This window comes from Thiobacillus sp. SCN 63-57 (genome assembly GCF_001725555.1).
Taxonomy (GTDB): Bacteria; Pseudomonadota; Gammaproteobacteria; order Burkholderiales; family Thiobacillaceae; genus Thiobacillus.
In genome coordinates this window covers 61,113-79,833 of the sequence record NZ_MEGP01000005.1, presented here as the reverse complement: position 1 = coordinate 79,833, position 18,721 = coordinate 61,113, and the positions used below count along the sequence as shown (strand labels likewise).

Below are 18,721 nucleotides of genomic sequence, written 5' to 3'. Positions count from 1 at the left end.
CCGTCATGCCGACCGTATCTCCCGAATGGCCAGCCAGTCAAACAGGGTGTTCAATCCGCGCCAATCCAGCCTGAGCACCTCCGGGTAGCGGGGATACAGGTCGCGCACATGAAACGGCAATGCAGTGAACCCTGCGGGCTGGATGGCCCGTCCCAGCATCTTGTTCTGATATCCCCGCACGCTGTAGCGCACGCGCCGCCGAAAGTATTTTTTCCATTCGCGCGGCAACCAGGGCGACACCGAGTCGAATTCAAACCCCGCCTCGCGGGCCACGACCACGCGGCCGTTGTCCCAGCGGGTGTCCCCCTGCAAATCCCATTTCAGCATCGCGCCCATCAGCGCATCTTCGCCGATGGTGCCGACAGGCATTTTGATGGCCTGGGCGCGGATGCGTTCCACGAAGCTTCCACGCAAGCCGTATAAATTGCCCGCCACGCCATTATCCCTGAGCATGTCGCGCTGGAACGCTGCAACACCGCGGCCGCTTTGCGGCAATGCCGACACGCCGTTGGCCTGGGGGTTCTGCGCCAGTGCCTGCGCCATCGCATCGAGCGAGCCGGCCACCGCCCGCACGTCACCGTCGATGAAAAAACAGGGCGTCGCCGTGCACACAGCGATCTCATGGACGAAGACGTTCCAGGCATTGGCCTTGTCTCCCAGCGCGATCGACACGAGGTGGACATGGGGGTGATCCGCTGCATATTCGCGTACCAGCGCTTCGGTCCGGTCGGTGCAGGCATTGGCCAGCACATGGCAGGTGATCGGGTGCGTCGCGGCAGCCTGCAGGCTGTCGAGGCAGGCGACGATGTTGCGCGCTTCGTTATGGGCAAAAACGGCGACGGGCCAAGGGGATACGGTATCTGTCATGGATGCGGCTCAGGACCGGGTTGTTGTCATGTTCAGTTGGCGGGTTTTCTCTGCCACCCGCTCCCAGGAGAATTCGCGTTCCACCCGCTGCAATGCGCGCTGGCCCCAGGCACGAGTCAAGTCCGGCTGCGCCAGCAGGCTCCGCAAACCGTCTGCCACGGCATCGACCGACGTGCCATCCACCCGCAGCCCCGTCTCGCCATGCAGCACTGCCGATCCCGTGCCGCCGGCCAGGCCGGCCAGGCTCGGTTTGCCGCAGGCAGCCGCCTCGATGAAGACCATGCCGAAGCCCTCATTGTCGCCGTTGATTTCGCGGTTGGGCATGGCAAATATATCGCAGGCATTCTGCCAGCGGGGCAGATCCGCTTCCCTGACCGGGCCGATGCGATGGGCCACGCCCGTCAGGCCGAGATCATGGATCAGGCCGTCAAGATAGTCGGCATCCTCACCTATCCCGCCAATGACATAGCGCAGGGGCATTCCTTCGGCATGCAGTCGCCCCACGGCCCGGATCATCTGGTCGAAGCCCTTGCGACGCGACAGCCTGCCGACCGAGAACAGCAGTTTCTCGTCCGCGCCGATCCCCAGGCTCTCGCGCAAACCGGTGGTATCCAGGCCTGGCCTGAATACCGAGACATCGACACCGGGATAGATGAGTGTGATGCGCGCCGGGTCGACGCCCATGCCCCGCAAGGTGTCACGCGTATGGTCGCTGTTGGCAATGACCCGGTCGGCATGACGCAGGGCGAACCGCATCGCCCTGAATTTCCGGCCGTTCCCCCAGCTGGTGAGTTCTTCGCCATGGGCATAGATGGCCACCGGCCTGAACGTCAAGCGCGCCACCCCCCATGCCACCAGCCCTTCAGGCAGCGCGCGGAAGGCATGCACGGCCTCGAAGCGGTGCGTGAACGCCAACCGCAGCGACCGGAGGAAAAAACGGGCGTACATCGCGAGCGACTCGGGACGCAGCCAGGCCACACGTCTGAGGCTGAGGCGATGAATGGTATTGGGATGCGTCGCGTCCACAGCCGCCGCGCCGGCCACATCGGCAGTGACGATATGGATTTCCTTGCCGCCGAGACGCCGGTACACCTCGGCGGCCCACACGGCTGTACCGCCCTTGGTCGGGAGAAAGAGTTCGGTGAGGACAAGCAGACGAGTCATGGTGGGGAAGCGGAACAGGCCGTATGGCATCATCGGTGCCTGCAGCGGTTATTTGTCGGTTTTGAAATTTATGCGGGATCGGCAGCCGGAACCACCAACCTGAATGATAACGAGCAGATCCGGAGTCATAATAGGCCTCGCGAGATCCTGATTGCATTCGAAACGGGCCCCAACCCACATAAACATCTAGCGTTCATGACGTCGCCCCAGCATTTTCCACACTTGACTTCTCAGTGCCTTGCCTGCAAGGCTAAAATGCTGCCAGCACAGTCCATTTGCGGCCGAGTCGAGTAAGTTCCGCCATGGGAAAGGTTGGTTATTTTCATGGGCGTAATAAGCCTTGTTGAAATTTGCGCTTGCCAGCGAGGCGATCGTTAATTTCTTGAGTAGCGGAGTGGCAGCGACTTCATCCAAATTCAAGAGCCCCCTGCGCATACGAATGATGGTATCGATGAGACGTTGCTTTTCTTCCGGCCGGCTGAAATAACTCTGTCCCTCGCATCGCACGCGATAGCTGGGTGCCATAAGCAGACCGCATGTACAACGAAGCGCCACCCGGTAATACCATTCCAGATCCTCGAACCCTTTCCCGCTATATAGCCCAACCTTCTGCAGCTGGATTCGCTTGATTGCCACCCGTTGAAACGCCATCGGGACGCGATCAAGCAATGCGCCGAACAATCGGTTGGAATCAAGACGCAACACACCCTCCGTACTTTTCAGGCGTACGTCCATCGTACTCAGTACACGCGTCATCGCCTGCGTCTGATTGTGCAGGGTACCCTCGGCCTCGCTACCGAAAGGCTCCACATTCACGAAAAGACAATTCAGGCTCACCTCATCCTGGAAAGCAGCATCAATCCTCGCCAGCGCATCGACATCGAGCAGGTCGTCGTCGTCGAGAAAGAAAATCACCTCGCCGGTCGCTGCTCGCATTCCCGTATTGCGAGCTTCCGAAGGCCCTTGCGCCGTCTCGTTCCGCAACAGCCTGACACGCCCACTCTGCACGGGATCGAGCATTACGGCGGGACAGGATCCATCATCCACCACGATGACATCCCATTCGTCGAAGCGTTGCGCCTCGACACTGGCAATAGCATCACGAAGCAACTCAGGGCGGTCGTGGGTCGTGATTACAACAGTGATCTGCATACTTTACTCATGTTATCCAGGGCCGCGTTGACTGGGTAAGCTTTCCATCCGGGTTACTCAGCCAGCCATGTACCTCGTCGAAGTTCTGCAAAACCGGCATGCTCAACCGGTCAGCATCGACAGCACAGCACGCAGGCTCTGCCAGCCGGGGCGCGCAGCCAACAGCGGCAACACGGCCCGGACGGCCGCGATACGCTGCCCGCTCTTGCTCAAAGCACAGCCGAGGTTGTAGCGCGCGCCGACCATCCGGCTCGCCACCCCCTGCCTGACCGGCGTCGGAAAACGTTCGGCCAGCCGCATCAGATCGGACAGCGTGCGCACATTTTCACGCTGCGCTGCCACCGGATTGCGGCGCGTGGCGCTGCCGCCATGTATCACGTACACGCCGAGGCTTTCGCAGATTACGCCGATACGATGGCTATTGGCCACCAGCCGGGTCAGAAAATGGACATCCTCGCAGACCTTGAATCCGGTCGGGTAACCGCCCAGTTCGATGAACCGGGCACGCGGAACCGACAGCGTGTGCGTATCGCCGAAATGATCGGCCACGAAAGCCGTGATTTCTGCGGGCGTGTCCATCACCACACGCACCGCTCCGGCTGCCTTGGCCAGCATCAGGCGCCCCGATTCGTGCTGCGCCATCGACGTGCCGAGCAGCTTTCCATCCGTATCGCGGTATTCGTAATCGCCCGTCAGGCAATCCAGCGTCGCGTCCTCGGCAATCCATGCCGCATGGAGCTCGACACGACCGGGTGCATACCAGTCGTCGGCGTCGAGAAACGCCAGCCAATCGCCCGTGGCGGCGGCGGCACCCGCGTTGCGCGCCACCGACACGCCGCTGTTGGGCTGCCGGATCAACCGCACCGCCTCGCCGAACCGGCGCGCGACATCGGCCGTGGCATCGGTCGAGCCATCATCCACCACGATGATTTCATGTACCGGCCAGCTTTGCGCACGCACCGACTCGATGGCGCGCGCCAGGGTGCCAGCTGCGTTGAATGCGGGAATGATGACCGAGAAACGCGGGCTCATGCCGAACGTCCCAGCCAAGCCAGCGGCAGTGCCAGGCCGCTTAGGCGGGCCATCCGGCGAAAGCGCGGCACCTCGTCCAGCCGGACGCGCCAGACGGCAAGGCGACGGCGTAACCGGCCTTCGATCCAGGCCGGATCCCGTTTTTCGATCGCGTGCGCCAGTTCGAGCGGGGTGAGAAAGCGCACGTGCGGGCAGACGGCCAAGGCTGTATGCAATCCCGCTTCGAGTGCCGCAAGGCTGGCATCCGCTGCCTGCAGGAAATTGAAACGATGGGTTTCCACCAGGCAAGCCCGTCCCTGCCGGGTGCGCGTCGTGAGTCCATCCGCCAGCCGTTGCGGCGCATGGCCCAGGGTCGGCTCGAAATACACATCGCGCACCAGATAGGTTTGCCCGGCCCGTGAGCGCTCGCCGGACAACATCGACGCATCCACGCATCCTGGCCGGCCCGCGGCATCTCGACACGTGGCGCGCTGGCCGGGCGTGACAACGACATCGATTCCCGACCGCCCCCACGCCGCCTCGACGGCTTCGCTCCAGATGAACGTCGTGGCGACCGCCACTTGTGGCAACCGGCCCAGAACAGCCCGATACGTTGCCGTCTCCACGGCAACGGCTTGCTCGATCGCCGCGGTCGGCAGTGCGCGCGATGGCAGATCCGAGGCATCGACCCAGCGGCTCTGCAAGGGAGACGGCAGCGCTTCGGTCGCGGCAGGCTCCGGCGCGGCCAGCCAGTCGCGCACGGCCGCTTCTTTCCGGGCCGTGGCCAGCAGGGCCGGCGGCCAGTAGTGGCACTGGCCATGCAACTGCGGTGCAAACACCCCGGCCTCGATGCCTGCCTGCATTGCCATACGCACCGCCTCGAAACGCTCGTCAGCGAGCGTCAAGGCGTGATATTCCGTAAAACGGCTCGCTGCGATGCGAGCCCCATCCGGCACCTCCAGTACGATCCCCAGCGTCATGACGGCCGGACGGCCGTTGCGGTCGCGTATGCGCTGCAACAGGCCCGACAAGCGGATCAATGCATCCGCCTGAGACAATGGCCCTGCGCCCCAGTCGTCGCTTTCGACGATGAGCACGGGATGACGCAGCACTGGTTCGCGCCAGCGTGCGACGAGCGGACCGGCGAATGCCAGCAGCACCCCTGCCCATAGCAGCATCACCATCGCCAGGAGCAGCGCCAGTACGGTCATCGATACCCCATCTCCGCCGCCACGTCAGCCACCTGCGGCAACACCCGTTCGATCTTGTCCCGGTTGCGGCCATCCTTCCATTTGTCCAGGCGGATTTCGGAAAACGCGTTGTAGGGAATGTCGAGTACCTCGGCGCAGTGCGCCTGCAGATGCGCATCGAAGGCCAGGCCGCAGCCTTCGAATACCTGGCGGAAGGTGGCGACCGGGTCGCGCAGGAAATCCTCGTAGAACACCTCGACCCACTGCCCGACAGGAATGCCGGCCTTGGCATCGAGGATGGCCCGGTTGACCGCGGCATACTGAAAGGCGGCGACCTCTTCGACCGGTGCGTTCACGTAATGGCGCCAGCCCTCGGAAAGAAAGAAACACCATTGCGTCAATTGCCCGCCCTCCACACCCACGCGCGCCGGCAGGTCATTCGACCAGGTGGCGAATTCGTCGGGCTTGCGCCAGCCTTCGATCAGCGAATTGAGGTTGTCGCCCGGGCTGCGCTTGACGAAAACGAACACGGCGTCGGGAAACAGTGCCCGCAGATACGCGACGCACAGTCCGTTCTGGTTGTTCTTGTCGACCCAGCGATGCTGGCCGGTCCAGCTGTAGAAGTAGCGGCTGACGTCGTCCCGTTCAGCTGCGCTGGCATCCGTCGCATCGAGCGCGTGCGTGTTCCAGTCCTTGTCGGCCAGAGGGTGCAGGTCCGTCCAGTAATCATGGGTCTCGCGTTGCAGACTGCCGATCTCGCGCGACTCGGACAGCGTTTTGTAGACCAGCGTGGTCCCCGCCCGGGAGCAACCGATCACGATGATGGGGCGTTCCGCCGGCCGCGGCGAAAGCTGCCAACGCATCCGGCGCAAGGCGCGACGCGTTCGCCGCGCATGGAATGCCAGCGTCTTGACCACCTTTTCAGCAAATTCACTCAAACTCATAGACTTTCTGTCGTTATCAAACGAAGTCCGATTACCCCGCAACCGGGCTTACAGGATTCGTGCCAATCGGCATGCTCGTTTATATTGGCGGACATTATCCCGTATCACGCTGACACAACACACCATGGATGGCATTTTTGGCTGGCTGGGCGACCACGGCGCGCATCAGGACCTGATCCGACATATGAGGGGCGCGGCCAACCCGGCACCGGAAGGTCTGCTGCACGAACACAGTAGCCAGATGCTGGGAGTGGCCGCGTGTTCGCGCTTCGGCAAGGCCGACATCCACGTCGAAAACGGTCTCGCCGCCACCCTGACGGGTCGCCCGGTCTTCCTCGATGAGGAACTGGCCTTCATCGCCCGCGACCGCAATCCGGCCACCGCCGTGGCGCACGGCTGGATACGCCATGGCAAGACGCTGCCCACGCTGATGCACGGCAATTTCGCCTTTGCCGTGCTGGAACCGCTCAAGAAAAAAGCCTGCCTGGTTCTCGATCGCGTGGGGGCAGAGCGCCTCTGCTATGCGTATCGGGGCGGCCATCTGGTGTTCGGCACCAGTGCACAGAACGCCAGCGCCCATCCCGCGGTCGGACGGGTCATCGACCCCCAGGCGATCTACGACTATCTGTATTTCCACACCATTCCGGCACCTCGCAGCCTCTATCAAGGCGTGCACAAACTGTTGCCGGGGCAGATGGTCACCTTGAAAAACGGCCAGCTCAGCACCGCGTTCTACTGGCAGGCCGATTACACGCCGGTCGATGCCGGATTCGACGCCCATCGCAGCGATTTTCGTACCGTACTGGATGAGGCCGTACGCGATGTCGATGCCCCTTCCACGGCGGCGTTTCTGTCCGGCGGGACCGACAGCTCGACAGTAGTCGGCGCGCTCACCGCCGTACGCGGCGCACCGGTCGACACCTTTTCCATCGGCTTCGATGCCGACGGGTTCGACGAAATGGAATACGCACGCTGCGCGGCCGAGCGCTACGGCAGCCGCAGTCACGAGTACTACCTGAAGCCCGCCGACATCGTGACGGCGATCCCCGTCATCGCACGCGAGTACGATGAACCTTTCGGCAACGACTCGGCAGTACCGACCTATTTCTGCGCCAAGGCCGCACGCGAGGCGGGTTTCGAACACATGCTGGCAGGCGACGGTGGCGACGAGATCTTCGGCGGCAATGCGCGCTATGCCAAGCAGAAACTGTTCGAGAATTATTTTCGCCTGCCCGCGGTGATCCGGCGCGGCGTGGTGGAGCCGATCGCACACCTGCCCGGGCTGTCCAACCGCTTTCCCCTTGCCAAACTGAAAAGCTACGTGCGGCAAGCCAACATGGGCCTGCCGCTGCGCCTGGAAAGCTACAACTTCCTGCACCGTACCCCGCTCGACCAGATCCTCACGCCGGATTTCATCCATGCCGTCGACCCTTCGACAGCAGACGCCGCCCTCACCGAAGTCTATGAACGTACCGCCTCCGACCATTACATCAATCGCATGATGCATCTGGATCTGAAGTTCACGCTGGCCGACAACGACCTGCGCAAGGTGGGCACGATGACCGAAGCAGCCGGCATCGAAGTGCACTATCCGCTGCTCGACGACCGCATGGTCGCCTTTGCCAACCACCTGCCGGTCGACTACAAGGTGCGCGGCCAGATGCTGCGCTGGTTCTTCAAGGAGGCCCTGCGCGATCTGCTGCCCGAGAAGATCATCAACAAGAGCAAGCACGGCTTCGGCCTGCCGTTTGGCGTGTGGAGCACCCAATATGCACCGCTCGGCGACCTCGTCGGCGACAGCCTCGCGGACTTCAAGCAGCGCGGCTGGATCCAGCCGGCCTATCTGGACCATATGCTGGCCATGCAGCGCGGACCGTACGCCAGCTACTACGGCGTGATGATCTGGGTGACCATGATGCTGGAACAATGGCTGCAGGCGAACGAACACTGAAGCGAACGCCAGTCAGCAGCCTCAGAAGTCGAAATAGATGAACTTCTGGCTGCTGCCGCCGAAGACGATGAGCGTCAGCGCCAGGCCTGCGTAGGCCGTGCCGCGCAGCGTGAAATGCAGTTGCCCCCAGCGCTGCAGACCTTGTCTCAAGAACCGTTCGATGGACGGTTCCAGCAAGGTGAGCAGCAGGCTGCCCCATACCAGCCACTGCACATAGCTGCGTACCGACGCGACCTCGGTTGTCTCTCCCAGCCCCAGCATCGCCGCGGTGATGATCCACGCATCGTGAAACGAATGCGCCCGGAAGAACACCCAGCTGATCCACACCAGTGCAAGCGTCACCGGCCAGCCCAGCCAGGACAGCAGTCGCGCGCTGAAGGAATGCGACAGCACGCCCAACCGCGAATAGAGGTCGAGCAGCAGGCGATGCAACACCAGATAACTGCCATGCAGGAATCCCCAGAACACGAAGGTCCAGGCGGCGCCGTGCCAGAGTCCGCCCAGCAGCATCGTGATCATCAGATTGGCCAGGTTGCGGGACTTGCCACGCCGGTTGCCGCCGAGCGAGAAATACAGGTAGTCGCGCAGCCAGCGCGACAGGGTGATGTGCCAGCGCTGCCAGAATTCGCGGACGCTGCGGCTGGTATAGGGGTGGAGGAAGTTGCGCGGCAGGGTCACGCCGAACATCAGCGCCAGGCCGATGGCCATTTCGCTGTAGCCGGAAAAGTCGAAATAGATTTGCAACGCAAATGAAGTCGTGGCGAGCCAGGCCAGGTAGAAGTCCAGCATGTCGGGGCGGCTGAACAAGTCGTCGGTCAGGAGCGAGAGGTTATCGGCAAACAACACTTTCTTGACCAGGCCCACCATGAACACCAGCGCGCCCAGTTTGACGCACTCCGCCTTCAGCGGCTGCAGGGATTCCAGCTGTTCGACCAGTTCGGAGGCGCGCAGGATGGGGCCGGCGATCATATGCAAGGTCACATACAGCCACCAGGCGCGAAAGGAAATGCGGTGCGTCCATTCGCCACGGTAGACGTCGATCATCACCGACAGCATGTGGAAGGTATAGAAGCTGATGCCCAGCGGTAGCGCCCAGTCCGCCCAGCCAGGCGGTGCGCCGCCCACAGGCAGGTCGAACCATGTGCCCAGCGTCCACAGGCTGTCCAATGCCATCCCGAGATATTTGACGACGCCCAGGAAGCCCAGGTTCAGCACCAGGCCCGTCACCAGCAGCCGCTTGCTGCGGGTAGCCGACAGACCCGAGTAGATCAGGTAATTGAGGCTGACCGACACCGCCAGCAGGATGAGATAGACCGGTTTCCAGGACGCATAGAAAATCAGGCTGCCGACCAGGATGACGGCAGCACGCTCGCGATAATTGCGTGCGCCGGCGTAGAACATCAGCAGCACGGCAAAGAACAGCAGGAAAGTCGGGGAGCTGAACAACATGCCTATCGATCCTTCCAGGCGGCCAGCTGATGCCCCAGTTCGGCGCTGTAACGCTGCGCGCCCCGGTCGTTCAAATGGCCTGCGTTGACGAAGTCGTCAGGGCCGAAACCGGTCGGCGTGGGCAACACGATCACGCCACGTTGCCGCAGGCGTGCCAGCAGTGCCCGATAGGAGGCGGCCTCGGGGCGGGGATCGACAAAGGCGGACAAGCGGTCGCGCAAGGGCGGCAGGGTGACGAACACCCGTACGCCGCGCGACTGCAGGATATCGATCGCCTGCCATAAAAAGCGTTCGACGGCCGGCGCCGGGGGATGCAAGGCCGCACGTTCCTGCTGCGCCACCTGACCCGCATTCTGGGCCGCGCCGAAACCCGCTCGATAGCCCGAATAGGCCGCTGCCGCCCCTCCGACCGGATCGAGCGAGCGCACACTGGCCTCGACGAATCGCAGCGCCTTGTCCGGTTCGCGCAACTGGCGAAGGTTGCCACTGTACGACCACAACCGCAGATGGCTTCCCAGCCAGTCGCGATAGCGGGCCGCATCCCACAGGGCGCGCCGGTCGGCAAGAAAGCTGACGTAACCGAGTGAATTGTCTTCCTGCAGGGCGCTTTCATCCAGGCCAAGCACCACGGTCCGAATCGCCGCTTTTCCCAGCAGGCCGCGTTCGTCCAGCCGCCGGATTTCGCCGTGATACACGATGGCATTGGCACCCGGCAAGCCCAGGTTGAAGCCGCGCAAGACATGGCCCGGCCAGACCCGCTCCACTGCACGCGGATCGATACCGTTGTCCGTTCGGCTGTTGCCGATGAAGAGGATCTGCGGTGGGTGGCGCTCGACCTCGAACAGCTTGTCGTATGCTCGCCCCTGGGCAAAAACCGCACGGTAGCGGAACATCACGGCTTCACTGTGCAGGGCCAGTTCAACCAGGCCCGTCAGCAGAAACGCCAGCCAGAAGGCCCAGCCCAGCCCGGGCGGCAGGCGCAAGCGAAACCCCGGCACGGTCAGCCCCTGGGCCCGGTACTTTCCGGGCTGAACCGGCTCGACGGATGAGGCAGTTCACTACCCTGAACGCGGCCTTCGACAGGGACCACCTTTGCCAGTACGCCGGAAAACTTGGCGGCCAGCACCAGGATGATCATCAAATGGTAGGGCAGGTCGAAATGACTCATGCCCAGGAATGCGCCGGCCACCGCATAACCAATGAGGCTCACCTGGATCATGGCCGCCAGATCGGCGGCCCATTTTCGCTCAGGGTCATGCTTGCATCGCTTGATGATCTGCCGGGCACGGATCCAGGCCAGCGATCCCAGCAGCATGAACAAGGCGAATCCGATGAACCCCTGTTCGCCCATCATCTCGAAATAGATGCTGTGCACATCGTGAACATTCCAGGGGTCCGGGGCATATTGACGGAATGTGGGCGGCCTGAACATATCGAACCCGCCCCCGGTAATGCGGTCCTTCGCCACGTTGAACGCAGTGTGCCAGGCATTGATCCGGCCCTGCGCCGACTGGTCCTGCTGATAGGACTTGATCGTGTTCATGCGGTCATACCAAGCCTGCGGCATGATCGAGGCCATGATGGCCACGGCGATCAGCATGTAAAAGCCGGTGACGATCTTGTTGCGGCTTTTCATCCACAGGAACAGCCCCATCGCCACCATTGCCAGCATGCCGCCGCGCGACTGGCTGCCGATGGCCGCGACGCCGGTCAGCACCATGGCGCTGGCCAGTCCGATCTTGACCCACTTGCGGGTTTCCTGCAGGTGAAGGTAGCGGATGAGCGGAATCGTCATCACCAGGGCGAGCGCCATTTCGTTGTTGCCGCCGATAAAGGTGCCGGTCGGCCCCTGCACGCGGTATACCCCGCCGTTGATGATGGTGAATATCCCGCCCTTGACGCCGTAGAACCCGAACGACAATGCAATCACCCAGACCAGCCAGTGCAATTTGTAGCGCTCGTTGATGATCAGCACCGTGAGCAGGACCATCAGCATGATCTTCCAGACCTTGTTCCACTGGAACCATGCCAGGTCAGGGTAGAACGCAAAGAAGGTGGTAAACAGCATCCAGCTGGTAAGGATCAGCAGGACGATGACTTCGCGCGTCCACAGCATCTCCTTCTTTTCCTTCGATGCCATGAAGGCGAGGATGGTGACGCTACCGACGATCATCGAGAACGGCATGTTGTAGGCAAAGCCCCACGCCAGCCGGTGCGGGTTCATGTAGCCAAGCCACGACCACAGCAGGATGCCCAGCCAGGGGCGTTTGAAGACGAAAGGCAGCAGGCCGAAAATCAGGCCGGTGATGAACAGGTCTCTCATGCGGGTTCGGCTTTCTGCATCATGATCAGGGTACTCATCGGCCGGCCTGTGCCAGCGCGCCGTGCACGGGAACGTGACTCACCACATAGCGATGCTTGCCGGAGGCTTCCGGCGCGATCGCGTCCAGCAAGCGGATATCGACGGCCAGCCCAGTGCCCAGACGCGCCTGCAGCCCCCGGATCACGGCTGCGCGCGCGTCGTCGTTCCAGCGCGCGTCTGGGACGACCTGCACCTCGAGCCGGTCGATCGCATGCTGGATCAGCTTGAACTGCCCCACGCCCGGCACCGCGCGCAGCACATAGATCACCGCCAGGGCATGCATGATGCGGCCGTCGGCGGCAACGATGAAATCGGTCTGTCGCCCCACCACGGTATCCAGTACCGTGAGGCCGCGCCCGCCCGGGTCGTTCCGGCCGGAATGGCGCACGATGTCGCCGGTACGGTAGCGGATGAACGGTTGGGCGGCCGACACCAGGCTGGTGATCACGGCCTCGCCTTCCTCCACTGGATTGCCCGCCGCGTCGAGCACCTCGATCAGATGCGTTTCGCACATCTGCAGCAACACCCCATCCGGCGACTGCAAGGCCATCAGGCCGGCATCGCGCGCGCCGTATTCGACCGAGACCGGCACCCCGAACACCCGTTCGATCAGTTCGCGTTGATGCGGAAACAAGGGCTCGCCCGTGGTGCTGACCACGCGCAGGGCGGGCAGCCGGAGCCGCGCGGCACGCGCCTCGGCATGCGCCGCGAGCAACGCCAGGCTGCTGGCATAGCCATAGATCGCTTTGGGGTTCCAGGCTTGCATGGCTTCCAGGTACCCGTCCATGCACGCAGGCGACATGTCGAACGCATTCAGCAGCAGCTGGTTGACCAGCCGGTCGCGCAAGGTCTTGATGCGATCGGTCTTGCTCAACTCAACCGGCGCGCCCCACAGATAGACCTCGCGCTCGCCGGGCTCCACGCCCCACCAGCGTCGCGCGCGCAATCGCCCGGCCGCATCCGCGGCCTGGCGTGCACGGCCGAAATGGAAAATCAGCGGCTCGCCGCTGGAGCCGCCGGTCGTATAGGGGAATATGCCGCCCGGCACGTCACGCCACACCAGCTGTTCGACGTTCTCGCGCGCATCGCGCTTGTCCATCGTCGGCAAGCGCGACAAATCGCTCGGCAATACCGCCCCCGCCCGAACGGTCTCGACCAGTCCGGCGGCATGCAGCCGGGCGGCATGCCAAGGGCTGTGCGCCAGCGCGGTTTGCAACAGCACATTGAGATGCCCGGTCTGATAGTCCAGCATGTCGTCGCGCGACAGCCACTGGGTGCGCTCGAGTTCCTCCAGCATGGGAAACGTGGGCCGATGCATCGCCGCTTCCTGCAAGCGAAACACATTGCGGGCGAACCAGGCCGGCACGCTCATGTCCGACTCCGCAAAGGCAATGCCTTGAAACGCGCCAACAGTTCGTCGCACAAGACCGTGACGGCCGGCGAAATGTCCGGCGGACTGCGATGCCTGACCGAGCGCGCATGGATGCGCCCTGCGATGGCTGCGTTGAATCCTGGCAATTCGAGGAAATCGTACACCGCCGCGACCTCGCGCATCGGGTTCTGCACCAGTGCTTCGTAGAACACCACACGCACACGGGGGTCCGCCGCCAACTGATGCTCGAAGAACAGCGCATTGCGATAGAACCACATGATCGCGGCGCCTTCCGCCTCGCTGGCGTCAGGGCGGTACAAGGCCATCAGCAGCTCACGGGTTGCCGGCGACATGCCGCGTCCGCGCCAGTCGCTCGTATCGCCGTGTGCCAGTCGCTGCCACTGCGGCACGAAGTTTCCGAAGGAACGGATCGCCGAATTGACGCTGTCGCGCCAGTCGCGCACCACCCACAGGGTCTTGGCGGGACGGAACGTCGCCATCAAATGCGGAAGCTGGTCGAGTTCGCACAAGGCCTTGATCACGAACACCGGCGCCGGGCTTGCCAACGCCAACTGGCGGATCACGGCAGGATTGCGCATCTCGTAACGCTCGAACGCGCGCGGATCGGTCTCGTGAAACACCTGGGTGGCCGCGCTGGCATCCAGCACGTCCATCAGGAGATTGGTCCCGGAGCGCTGCATGCCCGCCACGAAAACATGCTGGGCCACCGGGCGCGGACGCAGGCGCTGGCGCCATACCTTGGCGTGGCGCCAGAGCGCATGTCGAATTCGCGTCGACATGCTGCGGGCGTCATGGCCGGTCGCAGGCTTGGCGACGCTCATTGTCCGGCAGCCGCCGGCGCAGACCGGACGGAAGAGGCTGGCGCAGCCAGCAGGGCATCGAATGCACGCAACAGCTGCGCCACACGCTTGTCCCACTGGTTGGCCTGCGCATAGTCGATGATCGCGGCGCGATTCCAGTTCTTGTCGAGCGCGGCGTCCAAGGCCTGCTGCAGCGCCGCGGCATCGCCGAACGGCACGATGCTGCCGAGCGCGTCGCGGCAGACCACTTCCGCGTTGCCGCCCACATCCGTGGTCACGACAGGCAGGCCACAGGCCATGGCCTCGAGAAACACGTTCGCCCAGCCTTCGTTGCGGGTGGCCAGCACGAACACATCGGCAGCCGACAGCGGCCATTTGAGCGCGTCGGGCGGCAGCGTGCCGAGGAAATGCACGCGCCCGCTCAATCCCAGCCGGGCGACCTGTGCTTCGAGCTCGGCGCGCAGATCGCCTTCGCCGCCACCGCCGCCGACAATGAGGTAATGCAGATCCGGATGGCGCGCCATGAGCGGCGGCAGGCAATCGATGACGCGGTGCATGCCCTTGCGCTCGACCAGGCCGCCGACCGAAATCAGCACCTGCGCCCGGTCCGGCAGATCGAAGCGCGCGCGCGCGGCAGCGCGATCGACAGGATGAAAAACATGGGTATCCACACCGTTGCCGACCACTTCGGTTTTGCTTGCGTCGACGCCAAGATCCAGCGCCAGTTGGCGCAGCGAGCCGGATACCGTGAACACCCGCGCCGCCGCCCCAAGCGCGCGCACCAGCTGGCGGCGCAAGACCGGATTGCGGCTATGCGGCACTTCGGTGCCGCGCAAGGTCAGGGTCACCGGCAAACCGAGCCAGCGCCCCAGCCGAGTCGCGGCATCGCCGTCCGGATAGCCGAAATGCGCATCGATGAGCCGTGCGCCTTCGCGCCGCAGACGCCGCATCAGAAAAAAGCTGCACAGCGCCATCGATGCGCCGTCGAGTCGACGCAACAGGCCGGGCAACGACAGGAAGCGCGGATGATAGACGCGGATGCCCTGCTGGATTTCCACCGCCGGCGCCTGCGGGCGGTAGCCAGGACGCAGCCGGCGGATCAGCGACTGCCCGGGAAACCACGCCTGCGGCGAGACGACGGCAAGCGGTCGATGCTGCGCCACCCGGAACATGCGTTCACGGATGAACAGCCCCGCAGCAGGGCGAGCCGCACTGGGGAACAGCGAACTGAACACGACCAGATCGAGGCGGCCGGTATCGGCGGTACATCCGTCAGCCAAGCGCCGCCTCCATCCCCGGTTTGACGAGATTGCCGTATACGCTGCGATAGCGCGCCACGCTGGCGGGCCAGTTGCGTTCGGATTCCACGAATTGGCGGCCATTGCGCTTCATGCCGTCCCAACCCTGCTCGTACTTCAGCAGTGCCACCACCTTGCTGGCAAGATCGCCGGCATGGCCAGCCCGGAACAGCACGCCGGTCTTGCCGTCCTGGATCAGTTCCTTGTGGCCGCCGACGTCGGAGGCCACCATCAACCGCCCCTGCGCCATCGCTTCCAGCGGCTTCAGCGGCGTGACCAGTTCGGTCAGGCGCATCGGGTGACGCGCATACACCAGCACGTCGATCAGATCGTAGTAACGATTCACCTCGCCGTGCGGCACACGACCGGTGAAAATCACGCGGTCTTTCAGATCGAGCGCCATCACCTGCTGCTTCAGCGCCGCATCCTGCGGCCCGCCGCCGACCAGCAGCACTTTGACGTCAGGCATCTGCTTGAGTATCGTCGGCAAGGCGGCGATCAGCAGATCCAGGCCTTCGTAGGCATAGAACGAGCCGATGAAGCCGAGCACGCGGCTGGTGCCGAGCCCCAGTTTCATCTTCAGTTCGGCATCCGGTTTGCCGCCGACGGCAAACTTGTCGATGTCGACCGCATTGGGAATCACCGTGATCTTGCCGGGCGGAACGCCGCGCGCGGCAAGATCGCTGCGCAGGCCTTCACAGATGACCGTCACCGCGTCGGCATGCTTGACGGCCCAGGTTTCCAGCGCCCGGGTGAGCCGGTAACGCAGGCTGCCCTCTTTCGTGCTGCCGTGATCGACTGCGGCGTCTTCCCAGAAGGCACGGATTTCATAGACGACCGGAATACCCAGCTTGCGGCCGACGCGGATCGCCGGCACCGCATCCAGCACCGGCGAATGCGCATGGATCACGTCGGGTTGCAATTCCTTTGCCAGCGCCAGCAAGCGCTTTTCGATGGCGCCCATCACGGCGAACGGGTCGCCCCCCGGCAGGTGTGCCAGCAGCCCCGTCGGCTTCGGCGTGCGATAGAAATGCAGGCCATCGGCATCCTCTTCCATCACCGTGCAATCGATCTGCTTGGGGCCGGACAGGTGATAGGTCTCCCAGCCCATTTTTCGCTGGTTGCGCAGAATTGCCGCGCTGCGGAAGGTATAGCCGGAATGCAGCGGCAGGGTATGGTCGAACACGTGGAGGATCTTCATGCCGCTTGCCGCTCGCTCTCGAATACGCTCTGGCCATCCATGCCCAGCACCTGCCCCAGGAAGGCATCGAACATCAGCACCGTCCACAGAATCACCGAATAGTCGCGCCGGCCGGACTGGTGCGCCTCGACCACTTCGCGCAGATAGTCCTGGTTGAACAGACCAGTGGATGCCAGCCGTTCGCCGAGCACCACGCTACGGATGGTGATGGCCAGCGGGCCGCGGAACCAGGCCGCCAGCGGCACCGAGAAGCCCATCTTCTTGCGATACAGCACATCGTGCGGGAGATAGGGCTCCATCGATTTCTTGAGCAGGTATTTGCCTTCGGTACCGCGCAGTTTCAGATCGACCGGCAGGCCCGACACCCAGCCCATCAGTTCGTGGTCGAGCAGCGGTTCGCGTACCTCGAGTGCATGCGCCATGCTGGCACGGTCGACCTTGGTGAGGATGTCGCCGACCAGATAGGTCTTCATGTCGAGATACTGTACCAGCGACAGTGGATCGTCGGTGGGCGCGACCGCCGCATGGCGGCGCAGCACGTCCACCGCCTGGTAGCCTTGCAGCTCGCGCTTGAAGGGCGGCGAGAACAGCTGTTTTCGTTGCGTATCCGACAGGAGCGAGACGCCGTGAAAATAGCCTTCGACGGTGTCGCGCGCCAACGCCTCGAAGGTCGTCTTGGCGCGGAAGACCTTGGGCGCCCAGTCGGCCTTGGGATACAGGCGGCCCAGCGCACCGAACAGCGGGCGGCGCAGCATCAGCGGCATCGCCGCGCGCATGCGTTCCTCGTAGCGGAACCAGCGATAGCGCCGGTAGCCCGCGAAGTGTTCGTCGCCACCGTCGCCCGACAGGGCAACCTTCACATGCTTGCGCGCGAGTTCGCACACCCGGTAGGTCGGCAGCGCGGACGAGTCGGCATACGGTTCGTCATACACCTGGGCAAGCTTGTCGACCAGGCTGAAATCGTTGGAGGCGACGGTTTCGACGTGGTGATGCGTGCGGTAACGATCGGCAACCTGCTGGGCGAATTCGATTTCGTTGAACGCGGGGTCGTCGAAGCCGATCGAGCAGGTGTTCACCGGCGTGGCGGACTGGGTCGCCATCATCGCCACCACCGCGCTGGAATCGACGCCGCCCGACAGGAAGGCGCCCAGCGGCACGTCGGCAATCATGCGCAGGCGGATCGATTCCTTCATGCGCGCCACCAACTCATCCATCGCGTCCGCTTCGTCCTTCACCGCCACCGGCGTGAACGGCATGTCCCAATACTGCTTCGGCAGCGCACGCGCCTGGCCGCGTTTGAGGGTGAGCGTGAAACCGGGCGGCAACTTGTACGCCCGCTTGAAAATGGTGCGCGGCTCCGGCACGTAGCCGTAGGCGAAGTATTCCTCGACCGCCAGCGGATCGATGTCCCGCGCCAGGCTGGGATGCACCATCAGCGACTTCAATTCCGAGCCGAAAATGAATTCGCCGGTTTCGAGGAAGGCGTAATACAGCGGCTTGACGCCGAAGCGGTCGCGCACGACGAACAGCGTTTCCTGCTTGCGGTCCCACAGCGCAAACGCAAACATGCCGCGAAAGCGTGCGACGCAGGCTTCGCCCCAGGCCTCCCAGGCGTGGACGATGACCTCGGTATCAGAATGGGTACGGAAGGTGTGGCCGAGCGCCTCCAGTTCGGGCACCAGTTCCTGGAAGTTGTAGATTTCGCCGTTGAATACGACGACGACCGAGCCGTCCTCGTTGAACAGCGGCTGCTGGCCGGAGGACAGGTCGATGATGGACAAACGCCGATGCCCCAGTCCCACGCCAGGCTCCAGATGCAGGCCGCCCTCGTCGGGGCCGCGATGGAACTGGGTTTCGTTCATGCGATGCAGCAGCTCGCGTGAAATCTCGTTCACGCCGCTGGTATCGAAAATGCCGGTAATGCCGCACATGCTAGTTA

15 protein-coding genes are annotated in these 18,721 nt (G+C 63.4%); 1 reads left to right on the top strand and 14 read right to left on the bottom strand.

Going from position 1 to position 18,721, the window contains the following annotated elements; all coding sequences use genetic code 11:
- Nucleotides 1–3: 3 nt before the first annotated feature.
- The 6 genes from ABT23_RS03135 to ABT23_RS03110 form a co-directional block, all read right to left on the bottom strand.
- Nucleotides 4–867: a glycosyltransferase family 2 protein gene (locus ABT23_RS03135; protein WP_296631013.1), complete on the bottom strand. Its 864-nt coding sequence runs from the start codon at nt 865–867 to the stop codon at nt 4–6.
- A gap of 9 nt (nt 868–876) precedes the next feature.
- Nucleotides 877–2,064 carry a glycosyltransferase family 4 protein gene (locus ABT23_RS03130; protein WP_296631010.1) on the bottom strand — a complete coding sequence of 396 codons (1,188 nt, stop codon included), beginning with the start codon at nt 2,062–2,064 and terminating at the stop codon, nt 877–879.
- A 153-nt stretch (nt 2,065–2,217) separates the two neighbouring features.
- Nucleotides 2,218–3,183, bottom strand: a complete 966-nt coding sequence (locus tag ABT23_RS03125; RefSeq protein ID WP_296631007.1) for a glycosyltransferase family 2 protein — start codon at nt 3,181–3,183, stop codon at nt 2,218–2,220.
- 102 nt (nt 3,184–3,285) lie between these two features.
- Nucleotides 3,286–4,215: a glycosyltransferase family 2 protein gene (locus ABT23_RS03120; RefSeq protein ID WP_296631004.1), complete on the bottom strand. Its 930-nt coding sequence runs from the start codon at nt 4,213–4,215 to the stop codon at nt 3,286–3,288.
- On the bottom strand, nt 4,212–5,405 hold the full coding sequence (locus tag ABT23_RS03115; protein WP_296631002.1) for a hypothetical protein: 1,194 nt from the start codon (nt 5,403–5,405) through the stop codon (nt 4,212–4,214). The genes ABT23_RS03120 and ABT23_RS03115 overlap by 4 nt, the downstream gene beginning before the upstream one ends.
- Nucleotides 5,402–6,328 carry a sulfotransferase gene (locus ABT23_RS03110; RefSeq protein ID WP_296630999.1) on the bottom strand — a complete coding sequence of 309 codons (927 nt, stop codon included), beginning with the start codon at nt 6,326–6,328 and terminating at the stop codon, nt 5,402–5,404. The genes ABT23_RS03115 and ABT23_RS03110 overlap by 4 nt, the downstream gene beginning before the upstream one ends.
- A 124-nt stretch (nt 6,329–6,452) precedes the next feature.
- On the opposite strand from ABT23_RS03110, the gene ABT23_RS03105 reads away from it, so the two are divergent.
- A complete protein-coding gene (locus tag ABT23_RS03105) occupies nt 6,453–8,279 on the top strand; it encodes an asparagine synthase C-terminal domain-containing protein (RefSeq protein WP_296630994.1) in 1,827 nt (608 codons plus the stop codon).
- A 21-nt stretch (nt 8,280–8,300) separates the two neighbouring features.
- Here ABT23_RS03105 and ABT23_RS03100 read toward each other — a convergent pair whose 3' ends face one another.
- From ABT23_RS03100 to ABT23_RS03065, 8 genes are read right to left on the bottom strand one after another with little or no spacing between them, the layout of a single operon-like run.
- Nucleotides 8,301–9,728, bottom strand: coding sequence for an MBOAT family O-acyltransferase (locus ABT23_RS03100; protein WP_296630992.1), 1,428 nt, complete (start codon nt 9,726–9,728; stop codon nt 8,301–8,303).
- A 2-nt stretch (nt 9,729–9,730) separates the two neighbouring features.
- Nucleotides 9,731–10,726: a hypothetical protein gene (locus ABT23_RS03095; protein ID WP_296630989.1), complete on the bottom strand. Its 996-nt coding sequence runs from the start codon at nt 10,724–10,726 to the stop codon at nt 9,731–9,733.
- Nucleotides 10,727–10,728: 2 nt separating this feature from the next.
- The gene (locus tag ABT23_RS03090; protein WP_296630987.1) at nt 10,729–12,051 is read right to left on the bottom strand and encodes a putative O-glycosylation ligase, exosortase A system-associated; all 1,323 of its coding nucleotides are present in this window, start codon (nt 12,049–12,051) and stop codon (nt 10,729–10,731) included.
- Between the two features lie 34 nt (nt 12,052–12,085).
- The gene (locus ABT23_RS03085) at nt 12,086–13,462 is read right to left on the bottom strand and encodes a phenylacetate--CoA ligase family protein (RefSeq protein ID WP_296630984.1); all 1,377 of its coding nucleotides are present in this window, start codon (nt 13,460–13,462) and stop codon (nt 12,086–12,088) included.
- Complete coding sequence (locus tag ABT23_RS03080) at nt 13,459–14,304, bottom strand: sulfotransferase (protein ID WP_296630981.1); 846 nt, start codon at nt 14,302–14,304, stop codon at nt 13,459–13,461. The genes ABT23_RS03085 and ABT23_RS03080 overlap by 4 nt, the downstream gene beginning before the upstream one ends.
- Nucleotides 14,301–15,563, bottom strand: a complete 1,263-nt coding sequence (locus ABT23_RS03075) for a glycosyltransferase (protein WP_296630978.1) — start codon at nt 15,561–15,563, stop codon at nt 14,301–14,303. The genes ABT23_RS03080 and ABT23_RS03075 overlap by 4 nt, the downstream gene beginning before the upstream one ends.
- Nucleotides 15,556–16,782 (bottom strand): TIGR04063 family PEP-CTERM/XrtA system glycosyltransferase, encoded by a 1,227-nt coding sequence (locus ABT23_RS03070; RefSeq protein WP_296630973.1) that lies wholly within the window; start codon nt 16,780–16,782, stop codon nt 15,556–15,558. The genes ABT23_RS03075 and ABT23_RS03070 overlap by 8 nt, the downstream gene beginning before the upstream one ends.
- Nucleotides 16,779–18,713, bottom strand: a complete 1,935-nt coding sequence (locus ABT23_RS03065) for an XrtA/PEP-CTERM system amidotransferase (protein WP_296630970.1) — start codon at nt 18,711–18,713, stop codon at nt 16,779–16,781. Before ABT23_RS03065 ends, ABT23_RS03070 begins: the two co-directional genes overlap by 4 nt.
- Between the last annotated feature and the right edge of the window lie 8 nt (nt 18,714–18,721).